4 protein-coding genes and 1 pseudogene are annotated in these 15,469 nt (G+C 73.8%); all 5 read right to left on the reverse strand.

Annotated features, from left to right (window positions below):
* Nucleotides 1-136: 136 nt before the first annotated feature.
* A complete protein-coding gene (locus AB5J73_RS01710; RefSeq protein WP_370967394.1) occupies nt 137-880 on the reverse strand; it encodes a thioesterase II family protein in 744 nt (247 codons plus the stop codon).
* Nucleotides 877-2,106: a cytochrome P450 gene (locus AB5J73_RS01715; RefSeq protein ID WP_370967396.1), complete on the reverse strand. Its 1,230-nt coding sequence runs from the start codon at nt 2,104-2,106 to the stop codon at nt 877-879. Before AB5J73_RS01715 ends, AB5J73_RS01710 begins: the two co-directional genes overlap by 4 nt.
* Nucleotides 2,103-3,329, reverse strand: a complete 1,227-nt coding sequence (locus tag AB5J73_RS01720; RefSeq protein WP_370967398.1) for a cytochrome P450 — start codon at nt 3,327-3,329, stop codon at nt 2,103-2,105. The genes AB5J73_RS01715 and AB5J73_RS01720 overlap by 4 nt, the downstream gene beginning before the upstream one ends.
* A complete protein-coding gene (locus AB5J73_RS01725; RefSeq protein ID WP_370967400.1) occupies nt 3,326-4,546 on the reverse strand; it encodes a cytochrome P450 in 1,221 nt (406 codons plus the stop codon). Before AB5J73_RS01725 ends, AB5J73_RS01720 begins: the two co-directional genes overlap by 4 nt.
* Before the next feature lie 20 nt (nt 4,547-4,566).
* A pseudogene (locus AB5J73_RS01730) lies at nt 4,567-15,447 on the reverse strand (SDR family NAD(P)-dependent oxidoreductase); the annotation flags it as partial.
* Between the last annotated feature and the right edge of the window lie 22 nt (nt 15,448-15,469).

Below are 15,469 nucleotides of genomic sequence, written 5' to 3' on the forward strand. Positions count from 1 at the left end.
GTGGGGATCCCCGCCGGGCACATCGACGAACGGGGGTCCGGTGTGACCGATCCGGCCGGAAATAGCCCGGACGTCGCAACCGCGCTACTCCGAGTAGACCGCGGGGTGCGGACCACCCGCACCCCGCGGTCCGGTCTCAGGCCGGCACCCGGCCCAGCCGCTCGGCCATCGTCCGCAGGAGGACGTCCTGGTGGCGGGTCAGGAAGAAGTGCCCGCCGGGCAGCGGGACCAGCTCGAAGCCGCCCGTGGTGTGCGCCGCCCACGCCGAGACCTCGTCCACCGACGCGACCGGGTCTTCGGTGCCGGTGAACGCCACCACCGGCGTCGCCAGCCGGACGCCCGGCGGGTGCCGGTAGGTCTCCACCGCGCGGTAGTCGTTGCGCAGCACCGGCAGGATCATGCGCACCACCTCCTCGTCACCGAGGAGATCCGCCTCCGTGCCGCTCAGCCGGCGCACCTCGGCCAGCACCCCCTCGTCGGAGCGGGTGTGGACGCGGTCGTCGCGGTACCGGTCGGGCGCGCGCCGGCCGGAGACGAACAGCGCCACCGGCGCCGGCCCCGAGTCCTCCAGCCGCCGCGTCACCTCGTACGCCACCATCGCGCCCATGCTGTGCCCGAACAGCGCCAGCGGCCGCTCGTCGAGCCCCCGCAGCAGGGCGGCGATCTCGTCGGCGAGCCCTTCGACCGTGGGGACGAACGGTTCCTTCCGCCGGTCCTGCCGCCCCGGGTACTGCACGGACAGGACTTCGACGTCCGGGGCGAGCGCCCGCGACACGGGGAAGTAGAACGACGCCGAACCGCCGGCGTGCGGCAGGCACACCAGCCGCGCCTTCGCCGCCGGTGCCTCGTGGAACCGGCGGAACCAGCGGTCCGCGGTCACCACGTGACCGGGAGCTCGGCGACGCGGTAGACGCCCAGCCCGCCCGGCGGCACCTCCTCCGACGGGACCGCCAGCCGCAGGCCGGGGAGCCGGGTGAACAGCGTCGAGAAGACGACCTCGAGCGCGGCCGTCGCGAAGTTCATCGCGACGCACTGGTGCGGGCCGTGGCCGAAGGTGAGGTGCGTCTTGTGGTCGCGGCGCAGGTCGAGCTCGTGCGGCGCCGGGAACGCCGCGGGGTCGCGGTTGACCGCCGGCGTGGCCAGGATGACGCCTTCGCCCGCCCGGACGGTCTGGCCGCCGATCTCGATGTCCTCGGTGGCCAGGCGCGAGATGATGTCGCCCGCCGAGATGTAGCGCAGCAGCTCCTCCACCGCGCGCGGGGCCGCGCCGGCCGGGTCGGCGCGCAGGACGTCCGCCTGCGCCGGGTTGTCCAGCACCGCGAACGCGCCGAGGGAGATCATCGTCATCGTGGACTCGTTGCCCGACACCGTGACCAGCATCGCCGAGTTGAGCAGCTGCTGGAAGCCGATCTCGTCCGGCCGCTCGTCGAAGCTGGTGACCATGTGGGTGGCCAGGTCTTCGGCCGGCTCGGCGCGCTTGCGCTCGAAGAGCCTGGTGTAGAAGTCGGACAGCGTGTAGATCGCCGGGACCATCATGTCCGGCCGGGTCGCCAGGTACTGGACGTGCTCGGTGTAGACCGCGCGGTCCTCCTCCGGCACGCCGAACAGCTCCGCCATCATCATCGACGGGAACGGCACCGCGAACGCCGAAACGAGGTCGGCGCCCGGGCCGTCGGCCAGCATGCCGTCGATCAGCTCGTCGACGATCTTCTGGATCTTCGGGCGCATCGCCTTGGCCTGGCGCAGCGTGAAGCTCGGGATCACCAGCTTGCGCTGGGCGTTGTGCTCCGGATCGTCGAGCTGCGCGAACGTCAGCGCGTCACCCTCGGGCACCGGCTGCGGCATGCCGGTGCCGGGCATGATCTTGGCGTTGTTCGGGAAGTCCGGGTGCGAGCGGGCGGCCGAGAGCCGCGGGTCCGCCAGCAGCGCGCGGGCTTCCGCGTAGCCGGTGACGACCCAGGCCTGCTTGCCGTCGACCAGCTTCACCTTCGACAGCGGCGCTTTTTCGTGCAGCTCCGAGTAAGCGGCGGGCGGGTGGTACGGGCACTTGCCGCGCGGCAGCGGGAACGACGGCACCTCGGTGGCGGTGTCGAGGGTTTCGGTCACGGGAGGTCTCTCCGATCGGTGGGGGTGGTGCTGACGACCAGCGGGACCCGCTTCGGTCCGAACAGCAGATGGGATTCCTGGTACTCGACGACGCCGTCGACCGTCCACATCGGAAGGTGGTCGAACAGCGCGTTCAGCGCACCGGTCAGCTCGACGCGGGCGAGCATCGCGCCGAGGCAGAAGTGGATGCCGTGCCCGAACGTCAGGTGGCGGTTCGGGCTGCGGCGGATGTCGAACACGTCCGGATCGGCGAACACGGCGTCGTCGTGGTTCGCCGAAAGCATCCACGGCACGACGACCGCGCCCGCCGGGATCACGTGCCCGGCGACCTCGGTGTCCACTGTGGTGTAACGCTGCAGCCGCGTGGACGGTGGCCGGCACCGCAGCACTTCCTCGACCGCGCCCGGGATCAGCGCCCGGTCGGCCCGCAGCGCGGCCTGCGCTTCGGGGTGCTCGGCCAGCAGCACGAGGGCGTGGCCGAGCACGGCGGCGGTGGTGAGGTGCCCGGCCTGCAGGATCTGCACGGCCAGGCTCGCCACCTCCGGATCGGCCAGCTGCTCGCCGTCCAGCCGCGCGCGGACCAGGTCGGAGATCAGCCCCGGCCCCGGCTCGGCGCGGCGGCGCGCGCACAGCTGCAGCAGGTAGCCCATCAGCTCGAGGAACGGGCCGCCCAGCGCGTTGTCCGCCGCCGCCCGCACGGCCGCTTCGTCGGTGAGGTCCGGTGGTTCGATCGCCATGATCTGCTCGACCAGCGACCGGAACGCGCCCGCGTCGGCGGCCGGGATGCCGAACAGCTCGGCGATCATCGTCGCGGGCAGCTCGACCGTGAAGTGCTCGACCGCGTCGAAGCCGCCTTCCGGGGCCCGGTCGAGCAGGTCCACCGCGATCTCGGCCACGCGCGGGCCGAGATCGCGCATCTTCCGCGGGGTGAACGCCTGCGCCGCCAGCCGCCGCAGCTTGCCGTGCTGCGGCGGGTCGGCGACCAGCATCATCCCCTCGGTCATGTTCGGCACGCCCTCGGGCAGCACCCGCGCCGGGTTGCTGGAGAACGTCGCCGGGTCCTTGGTGACGCGCTCGACGTCGGCGTGGGAGAAGAGGTGGTGCGCGCCGGACGCGTCGACGTGCACCCCGCCGTCCTCCCGGCGGCGCCGCAGCCAGGCGAGCTGCTCACCGAGGCCGAACCGCGCCGACGGGACGTCCTCTGTGGACAGTGCGGTGGTCACGCCCGCCGCACCCGGACGCGGACGCTCTTCGGCGTGAACAGCTCGCTCTCGTAGAACTCGACCGGCTCGTCGGCGAGGACCTCGATCGACGAGTACCGGCGCAGCAGGGCTTCGATGCCGAACTTCGCCTCGGTCTTGGCCAGCGCCGCGCCGAAGCAGTAGTGGATGCCGTGGCCGAAGGTCAGGTTGCGGGCGGCGCCGCGGTCGATGTCGAAGGCGTCCGGGTTCGCGAACACCTTTTCGTCGTGGTTGGCCGACAGCAGCGAGAGGAAGACCATGCTCTTCGCCGGGATGGCGACGCCGCCGAGCTCGGTGTCGGTGGTGGTGAACCGCTGCAGGCGCGGCACCGGCGGGGTGAACCGCAGCGCCTCGTCGACCGCGGCCGGGATCAGCGCCGGGTCGGTGCGCAGGCGCGCCTCGACACCCGGGTGCTCCCCCAGCCGCAGCACGAAGTTCGCCAGCACCGACGCTGAGGTGATGTGCCCGGCCTGCAGCAGCTGGATGGCCAGGTTGACGGCTTCGTGGTCGGCGAGCCGCTCACCGTCCACTTCGGCCTGGAGCAGGTCGCTGATGAAGCCGTCGCGCGGGTTCGCGCGCAGCTCGGCGCACAGGCCGGCCATGTACTGCTGCATCTGGACGAGCGGGCCGAACATGGCCGCCTGCATGGCGGCGTCCATCTCGGCGGCGTCGTTCGGGTTCGGCACGGTGACCTGGAGCAGCGCCTCGGTCCAGGTGATGAACTGCGGCAGGTCGGTCTTCGGGATGCCGAGCAGCTCCGACACCACGACCAGCGGCAGGTACTGCGAGAACGCCGTGACGAAGTCGAACTCGTCGCCGGGCACGGCGTCGAGGAGCTCTTCGGCGATCTGCGCGATGCGGTCGTTGAGGTCCTTGACGCGCTTCGGGGTGAACGCGGCGCTGGCGATCCGGCGCACCTTGGTGTGCGCGGGCGGGTCCATCACCGCGAGCATGCCGGCGGACAGCTCGGCGGCGGCCTGCGGCATCACGTGCGACGGGTCGCTGGAGAACGTGCCGGGGTCGGCCAGCGCCTGCTGCACCTCGGCGTAGGTGAACACGTGGTGCATGCCGAACGGGTCGCGCAGCACCGGGTTGGCCGCGCGCATCCGGCCCAGCCACGGCAGCGTGTCCGACAGTCCATAACGGACGGACGGCGGCAGCAGCGCCGGGTCGATCTGCGGCATGACGAAGTCGGTCATTTTCTTCCTTTTCTCGGGTTTCAGCGGTCTTCGAGCCAGGCGCGGACGGCGTCGGCGGTCGTCGTGGCGTGGTTTTCCATCATCGACCAGTGGTTTCCGGGCACGTCCACGCCGACGTGCGCGGGTGTCCAGGTCGGCCGCCAGGCGTCACCCTCGGTCGCTTCCCCGCCGACCGACTGGAGGGATTCGGTGGCGCGCAGGAACAACGTCGGCACGGCGGTCTCCGCCGGTGTCCAGTCGGCGAACACGCGGAAGTAGCAGCCCATGCCGGTCAGCTTGCGGTCGTCGATGCCGCCGGCTTCCTCCTCCCGGTCCTGCGCACTGGTGACGAAGGTGCTCTTGAACCGGTCGATCTGCCCGCTCTGCGGCACATAGGTGTCCATCAGCACGATGCCTTCGGGCGGCGAACCGAGCTGCTCCAGGTGCGTGGCGACGGCGTGCGCCAGCCAGCCGCCGGAGGAGTGCCCGAGCAGCACGAACGGCGTGCCGCCCGCGGCGTTCCAGACCAGCTCGGCCTGCAGCTCGACGGTCGCTTCCACGGTGGCGGGGAGCAGTTCGCCGGGCCGGAAGCCGGGCGCGGGGATCATCGTCAGCTCGCGTTCCCCGCGGAACCCGGCGGCGAACCGCGCGTACTGCTGGGCCCCGGTGATCGCGACCGGCGCGGCGAAGCAGAGCAGGGCGGGCGTCGTGTCGCCGCGGGCGAGGCGCACCGGTTCCGGCAGCTGCGTCATGTCGTCGAGGCGGTCGAACGCCGGGCGCAGGCGCGAAGCCGCCTTGATGAACTCGACGGCTTCGGCGATCTTGCCTTCGTCGCAGGCCTTCCGGTAAAGGAGCTGAATGCTGCCGGTCTCCTCCTCCGCGACGGTGTCCGCTGTGGACGTTTCCGGTTCTGCCGGAACGAGTTCACCACTGAGGAACTCGACGAGCGCGTCCGGCGTCGGGTGGTCGAAGACGAGCGTGGCGGGCAGCCGGAGCCCGGTCAGCCCGATCAGCCGGTTGCGCAGCTCGACGGCGGTGAGCGAGTCGAAGCCCATCTCCGGGAAGCCGACCCCGGCCGGGACGGCGTCCGGCCCGGCGAACCCGAGGACACCGGCGACCTGCGTCAGGACGACGTCCCGCAGCGCGTCCCCGGTCAGCCCCTCGGCGGACACGGTTTCCGCGGCGGCCTGGCGGACGGCGGGCCGCACGAGCCCCCGCAGCAGCGGCGGCACGCCCCCAGTGCCGAACTGCCGCCGGAGCGCGGCGACGTCGAGGTGCATCGGGACCACGACGGCTTCCTCCGCCGTCCGGGCGGTGTCGAAGAGCCGCAGGCCTTCGTCGGTGGACAGCGGCCGCAGCCCGGCGCGGCTCACCTTTTCGCGGCCTTCCGCGCCGAGCTGACGGGTGAGGTCGCTGGCTTCGTCCCAGAGACCCCAGGCCAGGGACTTCGCCGGGAGCCCGTGCGCGTGCCGGTGAGCGGCGAGGGCGTCCAGGTAGGCGTTGGCCGCGGCGTACCCGGCCTGGCCCGCGTTGCCGAGGATCCCGGCGGCCGAGGAGAAGAGGACGAAATCGGTGAGGTCGTGGGTCAGCTCGTGGAGGTTCCGGGCCGCGTCGGCCTTGGGCCTCAGCACGGCGCCGAGGCGCTCGGGGGTGAGGCCGTCGAGCATCCCGTCGTCGAGGACACCGGCCGCGTGGACGACGGTCCGGAGCGGGAACTCGGCCGGGATGCCGGCCAGGACCGCGGCGAGAGCGTCCCGGTCGGCGGCGTCGCACTCGGCGACGGTGACCCGCGCGCCGGCGGCGGTCAGGTCCGCGACCAGCTGCTCGGCCCGTCCGGCGGCCCGGCGGCTGGTGAGCACGATGTGCCCGGCCCCGGCTTCGGCGACGTGCCGGGCGACGAGGCTGCCGAGGAGCCCGGTGCCCCCGGTGATGAGCACGGTCCCGGCCGGATCGAAACCACCGCTGAAGGGGACGTTCGTCGCATCAGATGAGCTGAAGGGCGCTTTCCTCGCATCGGATGCGGGGAAAGTCCCCTTCAGCCCGGCCGGGTCGAGGCGGGCCAGGCGCGGTGCGAGGATCTGCCCGTCCCGCACCGCGACCTGGGGTTCCTCGCCCGCCGCGAGCCGGTCGAGCAGCTCGCGCGGGGTGTCCGTCTCGGCGTCGATCAGCACGAACCGGCCCGGCTGTTCCGTCTGCGCGGACCGCACCAGGCCCCACACGGCGGCCGCCGCCAGGTCGGGTACGTCCTCGCCCGGCCGGGTCGCGACCGCGCCGCGGGTGACGATCGCCAGCCGGGGCGTGTCCTGCTGCACCCGGGCCAGTACCGACGCCGTCACGGCGTGCACGTCGCCCGCCGGGACCTCGAACAGCTCGCCGGGCCCGGCCGGCGCCGGCGCGCCGACCGGCGTCCACCGCACGTGGAACAGCGGGTCGCGGGTCGTGGTCACCGTCGAGACCGGGCGCGTGGCCAGCGAACCGATCGTCGCCACCGGGGCGCCGGTCGGGTCGGCGAGGTCGAGGTGCCCGTCCGGGGCCAGCCGGACGCGGACCGCCGAAGCACCCACCGCGTGGAGCACGACGCCGGTCCACGCGAACGGCATCCGGGCACCGCCGTCACCGTCGCCCGCGACCATGCCCGCGTGCAGGGCCGCGTCGAGCAGCGCCGGGTGCAGGCCGAAGCGGCCGGCGTCGTCGATCGCGACCTCGGCGAAGACCTCCTCGCCCCGGCGCCAGGCCGCGCGCAGCCCCTGGAACGCCGGGCCGTAGCCGAAGCCGCGGTCGGCCAGCGCCGCGTACGCGCCTTCCAGCTCGACGGCGGTGGCACCCGGTGGCGGCCACTCGGTCAGGGGAAGCCCCAGGACCGAGGTGGTGCCGAGCACCCCGGACGCGTTGCGGAGCCAGGGTTCCTCGGAACCGGCCGGTCGCGAATGGACGGTCACCTCGCCTGCCGCGCCGGCCACCACCTGCACCTGGATCCCGCCCACCGGCGGCAGCACGATCGGCGCCTCCAGGGTCAGCTCGTCCAGCACCGGACGGCCGGCGTGCGCGCCCGCCTGCAGCGCCAGCTCGACCAGCGCCGTGCCGGGGACCAGGACCGTCCCGAGCAGGCTGTGGTCGGCCAGCCACGGGTGCGTGCGCAGGGACAGCACGCCCGTGCACACCAGCCCGCCGGACTCCGGCAGCGGGACGACCGCGCCGAGCAGCGGGTGGTCCGCCGTCGCCAGGCCGGCCGAGCTGACGTCGCCGGCACCCGCCGGGGAGTCGAGCCAGTAGCGGTCGCGCTGGAAGGCGTAGGTCGGCAGGTCGACGCGCCGGCCGCCGTCGAGCGCCGCGGTCCAGTCGACGCGCACGCCCCGGACCCACGCCTCGGCGAGCGACGTCAGCAGCCGGGCGGAGCCGCCGTCCTCGCGCCGCAGGGTGCCGACGGCGACGACCGCCTGCTCCGCCGTCTCTTCGATCGCCATGGTGAGCACCGGGTGCGGGCTGCACTCGACGAAGACGCCGTAGCCGTCGGACAGGAGTTTCTTCGTGGCGCCCGCGAAGTCGACGGTCTCGCGCAGGTTCCGGGCCCAGTAGGCCGCGTCCAGCGCGCCGGTGTCGAGGAAGCCGCCGGTGACGGTCGAGCAGAACGGGACGTCGGCGGCCCGCGGGGTGATCGGTGCCAGTACTTCCAGCAGCCGGTCGTGGATGCGGTCGACGTGCGCGGAGTGCGACGCGTAGTCCACCGGGATCAGCTTGGCGCGGACGTCGTCGGCCGCGCAGCCCGCGACGAACTCGGCCAGCAGGCCCGCGTCGCCGGACACCACGACCGAGGACGGGCCGTTGACCGCCGCGAGCGAGAGTTCGCCGCCCCAGTCGGTCAGGCGTTTGGCGGCCGCTTCGGCGGACAGCGCCACGGACGCCATCCCACCTTCTCCGCCGAGTGCGAGGATCTCTTTGCTGCGCAGCGCGACCACGCGAGCACCGTCCTCGAGGGACAGCGCACCGGCGACGACCGCGGCCGCGATCTCGCCCTGGGAGTGCCCCACGACGGCGGCGGGCTCGACCCCGTGCGCCCGCCACACCGCGGCCAGCGAGACCAGCACGGCGAACAGCACCGGCTGGACGACGTCGACGCGGCCGAGGTCGCGGTTCTCGCGCAGCACGTCCACGACCGAGAAGTCCACAAAGGACGACAGGGCGGCCGCGCACTCGGTCAGCCGTTCGGCGAAGACCGGTGACGAGTCCAGCAGCTCGACCGCCATCCCCGGCCACTGCGATCCCTGGCCGGGGAACACGAACACGACCTTGCCGGGCCGGGCCGCGGTGCCGCGCACCACCTGAGCACCTTCGAGCCCGGCGGCGAAGTCCGCGACCTCCCGCCCGAGCACCACGGCCCGGTGCTCGAAGACCGCCCGCGTGGTGGCCAGCGACCACCCGACGTCCAGCGGCTCTCCCGTCACCCCGGCGAGCGCCTCGGCCTGCCCCCGCAACGCCCCGGCATTCCGCCCGGACAGCACCCACGGCACCCAGCGCCCCAATGTGGCGTTCGGTGCGTCAGACGCACCCAATGTGGCGTTCGGTGCGTTGGACGCAACCAACGCCACATTGGGGTGCTCCGGGGCCTCCAGGATCACGTGGGCGTTGGTGCCGCTCACCCCGAACGACGAGACCGCCGCCCGGCGCGGGCGGCCGGTCTCCGGCCAGGGTCGCGCCTCGGTGAGCAGCTCGACCGCGCCGGACGACCAGTCGACGTGCGGGGACGGCTCGTCGACGTGCAGCGTCGCCGGCAGCACGCCGTGTTTCATGGCCTGGACCATCTTGATCACGCCCGCGACGCCCGCCGCGGCCTGTGTGTGCCCGATGTTCGACTTGACGCTGCCCAGCCACAGCGGTTCCGAGCGGTCCTGGCCGTAGGTGGCCAGCAGCGCCTGCGCCTCGATCGGGTCACCCAGCGACGTTCCGGTGCCGTGCGCCTCGACCGCGTCCACTTCGGACGGCTGCAGCCGCGCCCCGGCCAGCGCCGTGCGGATCACGCGCTGCTGGGCCGGGCCGTTCGGCGCGGTGAGGCCGTTGGACGCGCCGTCCTGGTTGACCGCGGTCCCGCGGACCACGGCCAGGATCGGGTGCCCGAGCCGACGGGCGTCGGAAAGCCGTTCCACCAGCAGCATTCCCGCGCCCTCGGCCCAGCCGGTGCCGTCGGCGGACGCGGCGAAGGACTTGCACCGCCCGTTGCCCGACAGCCCGCCCTGGCGGCTGAACTCGAGGAACGCGGTCGGTGTGAACATCACCGTCACGCCGCCGACCAGCGCCATCGTGCACTCGCCGGACCGCAGGGACTGCGCGGCCAGGTGCAGTGCCACCAGCGACGACGAACACGCCGTGTCGATCGTGACCGCGGGCCCTTCCAGCCCGAACGTGTAGGCCACCCGCCCCGAAGCGACGCTGCCCGCGCTGCCGTTGCCGAGGTACCCGGCCAGGTCGTCCGGGACGGCGGTGAGCCGCGAGACGTAGTCGTGGTACATCAGGCCGGCGAACACGCCGGTCCGGCTGCCCTTGACCGAGCCGGGGTCGATGCCCGCGCGCTCGAAGGACTCCCACGCCGTTTCCAGCAGCAGCCGGTGCTGCGGGTCGATGGCCATCGCCTCGCGCGGCGAGATGCCGAAGAACTCCGGGTCGAAGCGGTCGGCGTCGTAGAGGAAGCCGCCTTCGGGCACGAAGTCGGTGTCGGGCAGGTCCCAGCCGCGGTCGGTGGGGAACCCCGAAACGCCGTCCCGGCCCGCCGCGATCAGCTCCCAGAACTCCTCCGGCGAGCTGACGCCCCCGGGGTAGCGGCAGCTCATCCCGATGATGGCCAGCGGCTCGTCCGCCGCGATCGACGCCGGCGCCGCGACCACCGGCGCGGCAGCGCCGCCCAGCTCGGTGACCAGGTGCTCGACCAGCGCGGCCGGGCTCGGGTAGTCGAAGATCAGCGTCGCGGGCAGCCGCAGGCCGGTCGCGCCGCCGAGGCGGTTGCGCAGCTCGACCGCGGTCAGCGAGTCGAACCCGAGGTCCTTGAACGCGCCGTCGAGGTCGACCGCGGCCGTCGAACCGTGCCCGAGGACGGCCGCGACGTGCGTGCTGACGACGTCGGCGAGGACTTCCCGGCGCTCCGGCTCGGCCAGACCGGCCAGCCGCTGCGCGAGCCCGGTGTCGACCGCCTCGCCCGCGCGCCGCATCGGCGTCCGGACGAGCCCGCGCAGCAGCCACGGCAGCATCCCGGACGCGGCCTGCCTGCCGAGCACGGCGAGGTCGAGCCGGCTCAGGAGCTGCACCGGGGCCGGCGAAGCCAGCGCCGCGTCGAACAGCGCCAGTCCATCCACCGTGGACAGTGGGATCATGCCGCCGCGGCTCATCCGGCGCAGGTCGGCGTCGGCGAGGCCGGCGGCCATGCCCTGGGCCCAGGCGCCCCACGCCATCGCGGTACCCGGGAGGCCCGCGGCCCGGCGCCGGGTCATCAGCGCGTCGAGGAACGCGTTGGCCGCGGCGTAGTTGCCCTGGCCCGCACCGCCCATGACGCCCGCGGCGGAGGAGAACACGACGAACGCCGACAGCGGCCGGTCTTCGGTCAGCTCGTGCAACGCCCAGGCGGCGTCCACCTTGGGCCGGAACACCGGCTCGAACCGCTCCGGCGTCAGGGATTCCACGACGCCGTCGTCGAGCACGCCCGCCGCGTGCACGACCGCGCACAGGTCCGGGATGTCCGCCAGCACCCGCGAAAGCGCCTCGCGATCGGCGACGTCGCAAGCCACCGCGGACGCCTCGGCGCCCAGCGAAGCCAGTTCCGAGACCAGCTCGGCGGCGCCGGGGCTGTCCGGCCCACGGCGTCCGGTCAGCACCAGCCGGCGCACGCCCTGCCCGGCCAGGTGCCGGGCGACGAGCGCGCCGATGCTGCCGAGCCCGCCGGTGATCAGCACCGTGCCGCCGAGCACGGGCGTGTCCACATCGGACTCCGCCGGGCGCACCAGGCGCAGCATCCGCAGTTCGCCGCCGCGGAGCGAGAGCTGGGGTTCCCCGGTGGCGGCCGCGGCCGCGAGGACGTCCTCGGACAGCTCGTCGGTGTCGATGTCGAGCAGCACGAACCGGCCGGGGTTCTCCGACTGCGCGGCCCGCACGAGCCCCCACGCGGCGGCCGCGGCGAGATCGGGGTCGTCGGCCACCGCACCTCGCGTCACGAACACGAGGCGGCCGTCCGACGAGCCCGCGAGCCAGTCCTGCAGCAGCTTCAGGGTCGCGGCGGTCACTTCACGGACCTGGGCAGGCACCGGACCCGTGCCGACCGGGAGCTGCGCGACCTCGATCGGGCCGGAGAAATCCCCTTCCCGCACCGGCTGCCAGTCCAAAGTGAACAGTGCGTCCCGCAGGCTGCGCGAGGTGTCCAGGCCATCGGCCGACACCGGCCGCGAGACCAGGGACCCGACGGTGGCGACCGGCTTGCCGGCCGGGTCGGCCAGCGTCAGAGACACCGCGCCGGTGCCCGCCGGGACCAGCCGGACCCGAACCTCCCTGGCTCCCGTGGCGAACAGCGAGACGTCGGTCCAGGCGAACGGCAGCCGTCCTTCCGGCGTCGCGTCCGGTGTGGTCAGGCCCGCCGCGTGCAGGGTCGCGTCCAGCAACGCCGGGTGGACGCCGAAGCGTCCGGCGTCGTACTCGGCGTCGAGCGCGACTTCGGCGAACACCTCGTCGCCGCGGCGCCACGCTGCCCGCAGCCCGCGGAACGCCGGTCCATAGTGGAATCCGGCCGTCTCGACGGCGTCGTAGATCCCGTCCACCGGAACGGGTTCGGCCCCCGGCGGCGGCCACTCGCTCAAGTCCGGCCCCGGTGTGGCCGTCCCCTGCGCCAAGAAACCGGTGGCGTGCCGCACCCACGGTTCGTCGAAGGCAGCGCCGTCCGGACGCGAGTGCAGGCCGACGCTCCGGCGCCCCTCGACGTCCGGCGAGCCGACCGAAAGCTGGACCTGGACGCCGTCGTCGCCGAGGACGAGCGGGGCTTCCAGCGTCAGCTCCTCGACGCGGCCGCAGCCCGCCTGCTCCCCCGCCCGCAGCGCGAGTTCCAGCATCGCCGTACCCGGCAACAACACCGTGCCGAGCACGGCGTGGTCCGACAGCCACGGGTGCGCCCGCCGGGACAGCACGCCGGTGAACAGGAAGCCGTCGCCCCCGGCCAGCGACACCGCGGCGCCGAGCAGCGGGTGTTCGGTCGCCCCCAGGCCGACCGAAGCCGCGTCACCGGCGGTTTCCTTCGCCTCCAGCCAGTAGCGGTCGCGCTGGAAGGCGTACGTCGGCAGCGGGATCCGCCGCGCGCCGGTGCCCTCGAACAGCGCGGCCCAGTCCGGTTCGCGGCCGCGCGTGTGCAGCCGGGCGACCGCGGCCGCGAAGGTCAGGGGTTCCGGCCGCTCGGGCCGCAGCGTGGCGACGCCGACGGCCGTCTCGGGCACGAGCGCCGCCAGCCGGCCGCCCGGCCCGACCTCGACGTACGTCGTGACGCCGGACTCGTGCAGGGTGGCGACGCCGTCGGCGAACCGGACCGTGGCCAGCACGTGCGTGACCCAGTAGTCCGGGTCGCCGAACTCGTCACCGATCGGCTTCCCGGTCACCGTCGAGACGACCGGGATCGACGGCGTCCCGAAGGCGAGCCCGGCGATCGCGGCCCGGAAGTCCGCGGTCACCGGCGCCATCAGCGGCGAGTGGAACGCGTGGCTGGTGGCGAGTTCGCGGGTCTTGCGGCCCTTCTCCGCCCAGGCCGCGGCGACGGTCGTGACGGCTTCGGCCGGGCCGGAGAGCACCACCGCGCCGGGACCGTTGACGGCGCCGATCGCGACGTCGTCGGGCAGCGTGGGGGCGATCTCGCCCTCGCCGGCCTCGACCGCGATCATCACGCCGCCCGCGGGCAGGGCCTGCATCAGCCGGCCGCGCGCGGTGACCAGCGTGGCCGCGTCGGCCAGCGAGAGGACGCCGGAGACGTGCGCGGCCGCGATCTCGCCGATCGAGTGCCCGAGCAGGAAGTCCGGCCGCACGCCCCACGCCTCGAGCAGGCGGAACAGCGCGACCTCGACGGCGAACAGCGCGGGCTGGGTGAATTCGGTGTCGTCCAGGCGGTCGCCGTCGAACACCGCTGTCCGGACGCCCGGGTCCAGCTCGGCCAAAGCCGCGTCGAGGGCGGCGGCGAACTCCGGGTACGCCCGGTGCAGCTCGGTCGCCATGCCCGCGTACTGGGCGCCCTGCCCGGAGAAGAGGAACGCGGTCTTGCCCGGGGCCGCGGTGTCCGTGACGGCGGTGGTGAGGTCCGCCAGTCCGGCGAGGAGTTCCTCGCGGTCGCGGCCGAGCACGACGGCCCGGTGCGGGTGCCGTGCGCGGGTCGTCGTCGTGAACGCGGTGTCCACGAGGGACGCCTCGGCGAGGTGGTCCGAAAGCGTTTGCGCCTGCGCGGCGAGGGCGTCCCGGCTGCGCGCCGAAACGAGCAGCGGCAGCACCGGCGGCGTGGCCCGTTCGCCGCTGTCGGTCTCTTCCGGCAGTTCGAGCACGACGTGCGTGTTGGTGCCGCTGACCCCGAACGACGACACGCCCGCGCGCCGCGGCCGCCCGGTTTCCGGCCACGGCCGGGCCTCGGTGAGCAGTTCGACGTCGCCCGCGGTCCAGTCGACGCGCGGGTTCGGCTCGTCGACGTGCAGCGTCTTCGGCAGCACGCCGTGGCGCATCGCCTGCACCATCTTGATCACGCCGCCGACGCCGGCCGCGGCCTGGCTGTGCCCGATGTTGGACTTCAGCGACCCGAGGTAGAGCGGCTCCGCGCGGTCCTGGCCGTAGGTGGCGAGCACCGCCTGCGCCTCGATCGGGTCGCCGAGCACGGTGCCGGTGCCGTGCGCTTCCACGGCGTCCACTTCGGACGGCGAGAGCCCCGCGGCGGCCAGCGCGTCGAGGATCACCCGCTGCTGGGCCGGGCCGTTGGGCGCGGTGAGGCCGTTGGACGCGCCGTCCTGGTTCACCGCGGTGCCGCGGACCACGGCCAGCACCGGGTGGCCGAGCCGCCGGGCGTCGGAAAGCCGTTCCACCAGCAGCATCCCGGCGCCCTCGCCCCAGCTGGTGCCGTCGGCGGAGGCGGCGAAGGACTTGCAGCGCCCGTCCGGCGCGAGCCCGCGGGCCCGGCTGAACTCGATGAACGCGGTCGGGGTGGACATCACGGTGACCCCGCCGGCCAGCGCCAGCGAGCACTCGCCGCGGCGCAGCGCGGTCGCGGCCAGGTGCAGCGCCACCAGCGACGACGAGCACGCCGTGTCGATGGTGAGCGCCGGGCCCTCCAGCCCGAAGGTGTAGGCGACGCGCCCGGACGCGATGCTGCCCGCGCTGCCGTTGCCGATGAACCCTTCGAAGCCGTCGGGCACCGGCTGCAGCCGGGCGGCGTAGTCGTTGTACATCACGCCGGCGAACACGCTGGTCCTGCTGCCCCGCAGCGCTGCCGGGGCCAGCCCGGCCGCCTCGATGGCCTCCCAGGACAGCTCCAGCAGCAGCCGCTGCTGCGGGTCCATGGCGAGGGCGTCCCGGGGCGAGATCCCGAAGAACGCCGGGTCGAAGTCCGCGGCCTCGCGCAGGAAACCGCTTTCGGTCACGTAGTACGTGCCGGGCTGGTCGGGGTCCGGGTCGTAGAGCTTCCCGAGGTCCCAGCCGCGGTCCTCGGGGAAGGGCCCGATGCCCTCCCGGCCGGAGTCGACCAGGTCCCAGAGCCCGTCGGGGTCGCCGACGCCACCGGGGTAGCGGCAGCTCATCCCGATGATGGCGATCGGTTCCCTGGCCTGCGCTTCGAGCTCGGCCAGCTGCGAGCGCGTCGCGCCGAGCCGCTGCCGGGCCTGCTGCAGGTCGGCCGTGGCCCGCTTCAGGTAGTCGCGGAGGGTGTCTTCGTTCGCCATTCCGGGCGTCTCCTCGGTGGAT

It is taken from the genome of Amycolatopsis sp. cg9, from assembly GCF_041346945.1.
Lineage (GTDB): Bacteria > Actinomycetota > Actinomycetes > Mycobacteriales > Pseudonocardiaceae > Amycolatopsis.

Coding starts and splice junctions, on each gene's coding strand:
- AB5J73_RS01725 (WP_370967400.1), bottom strand. CDS start 4,546: ATGACCGACTTCGTCATGCCGCAGATCGACCCGGCGCTGCTGCCGCCG.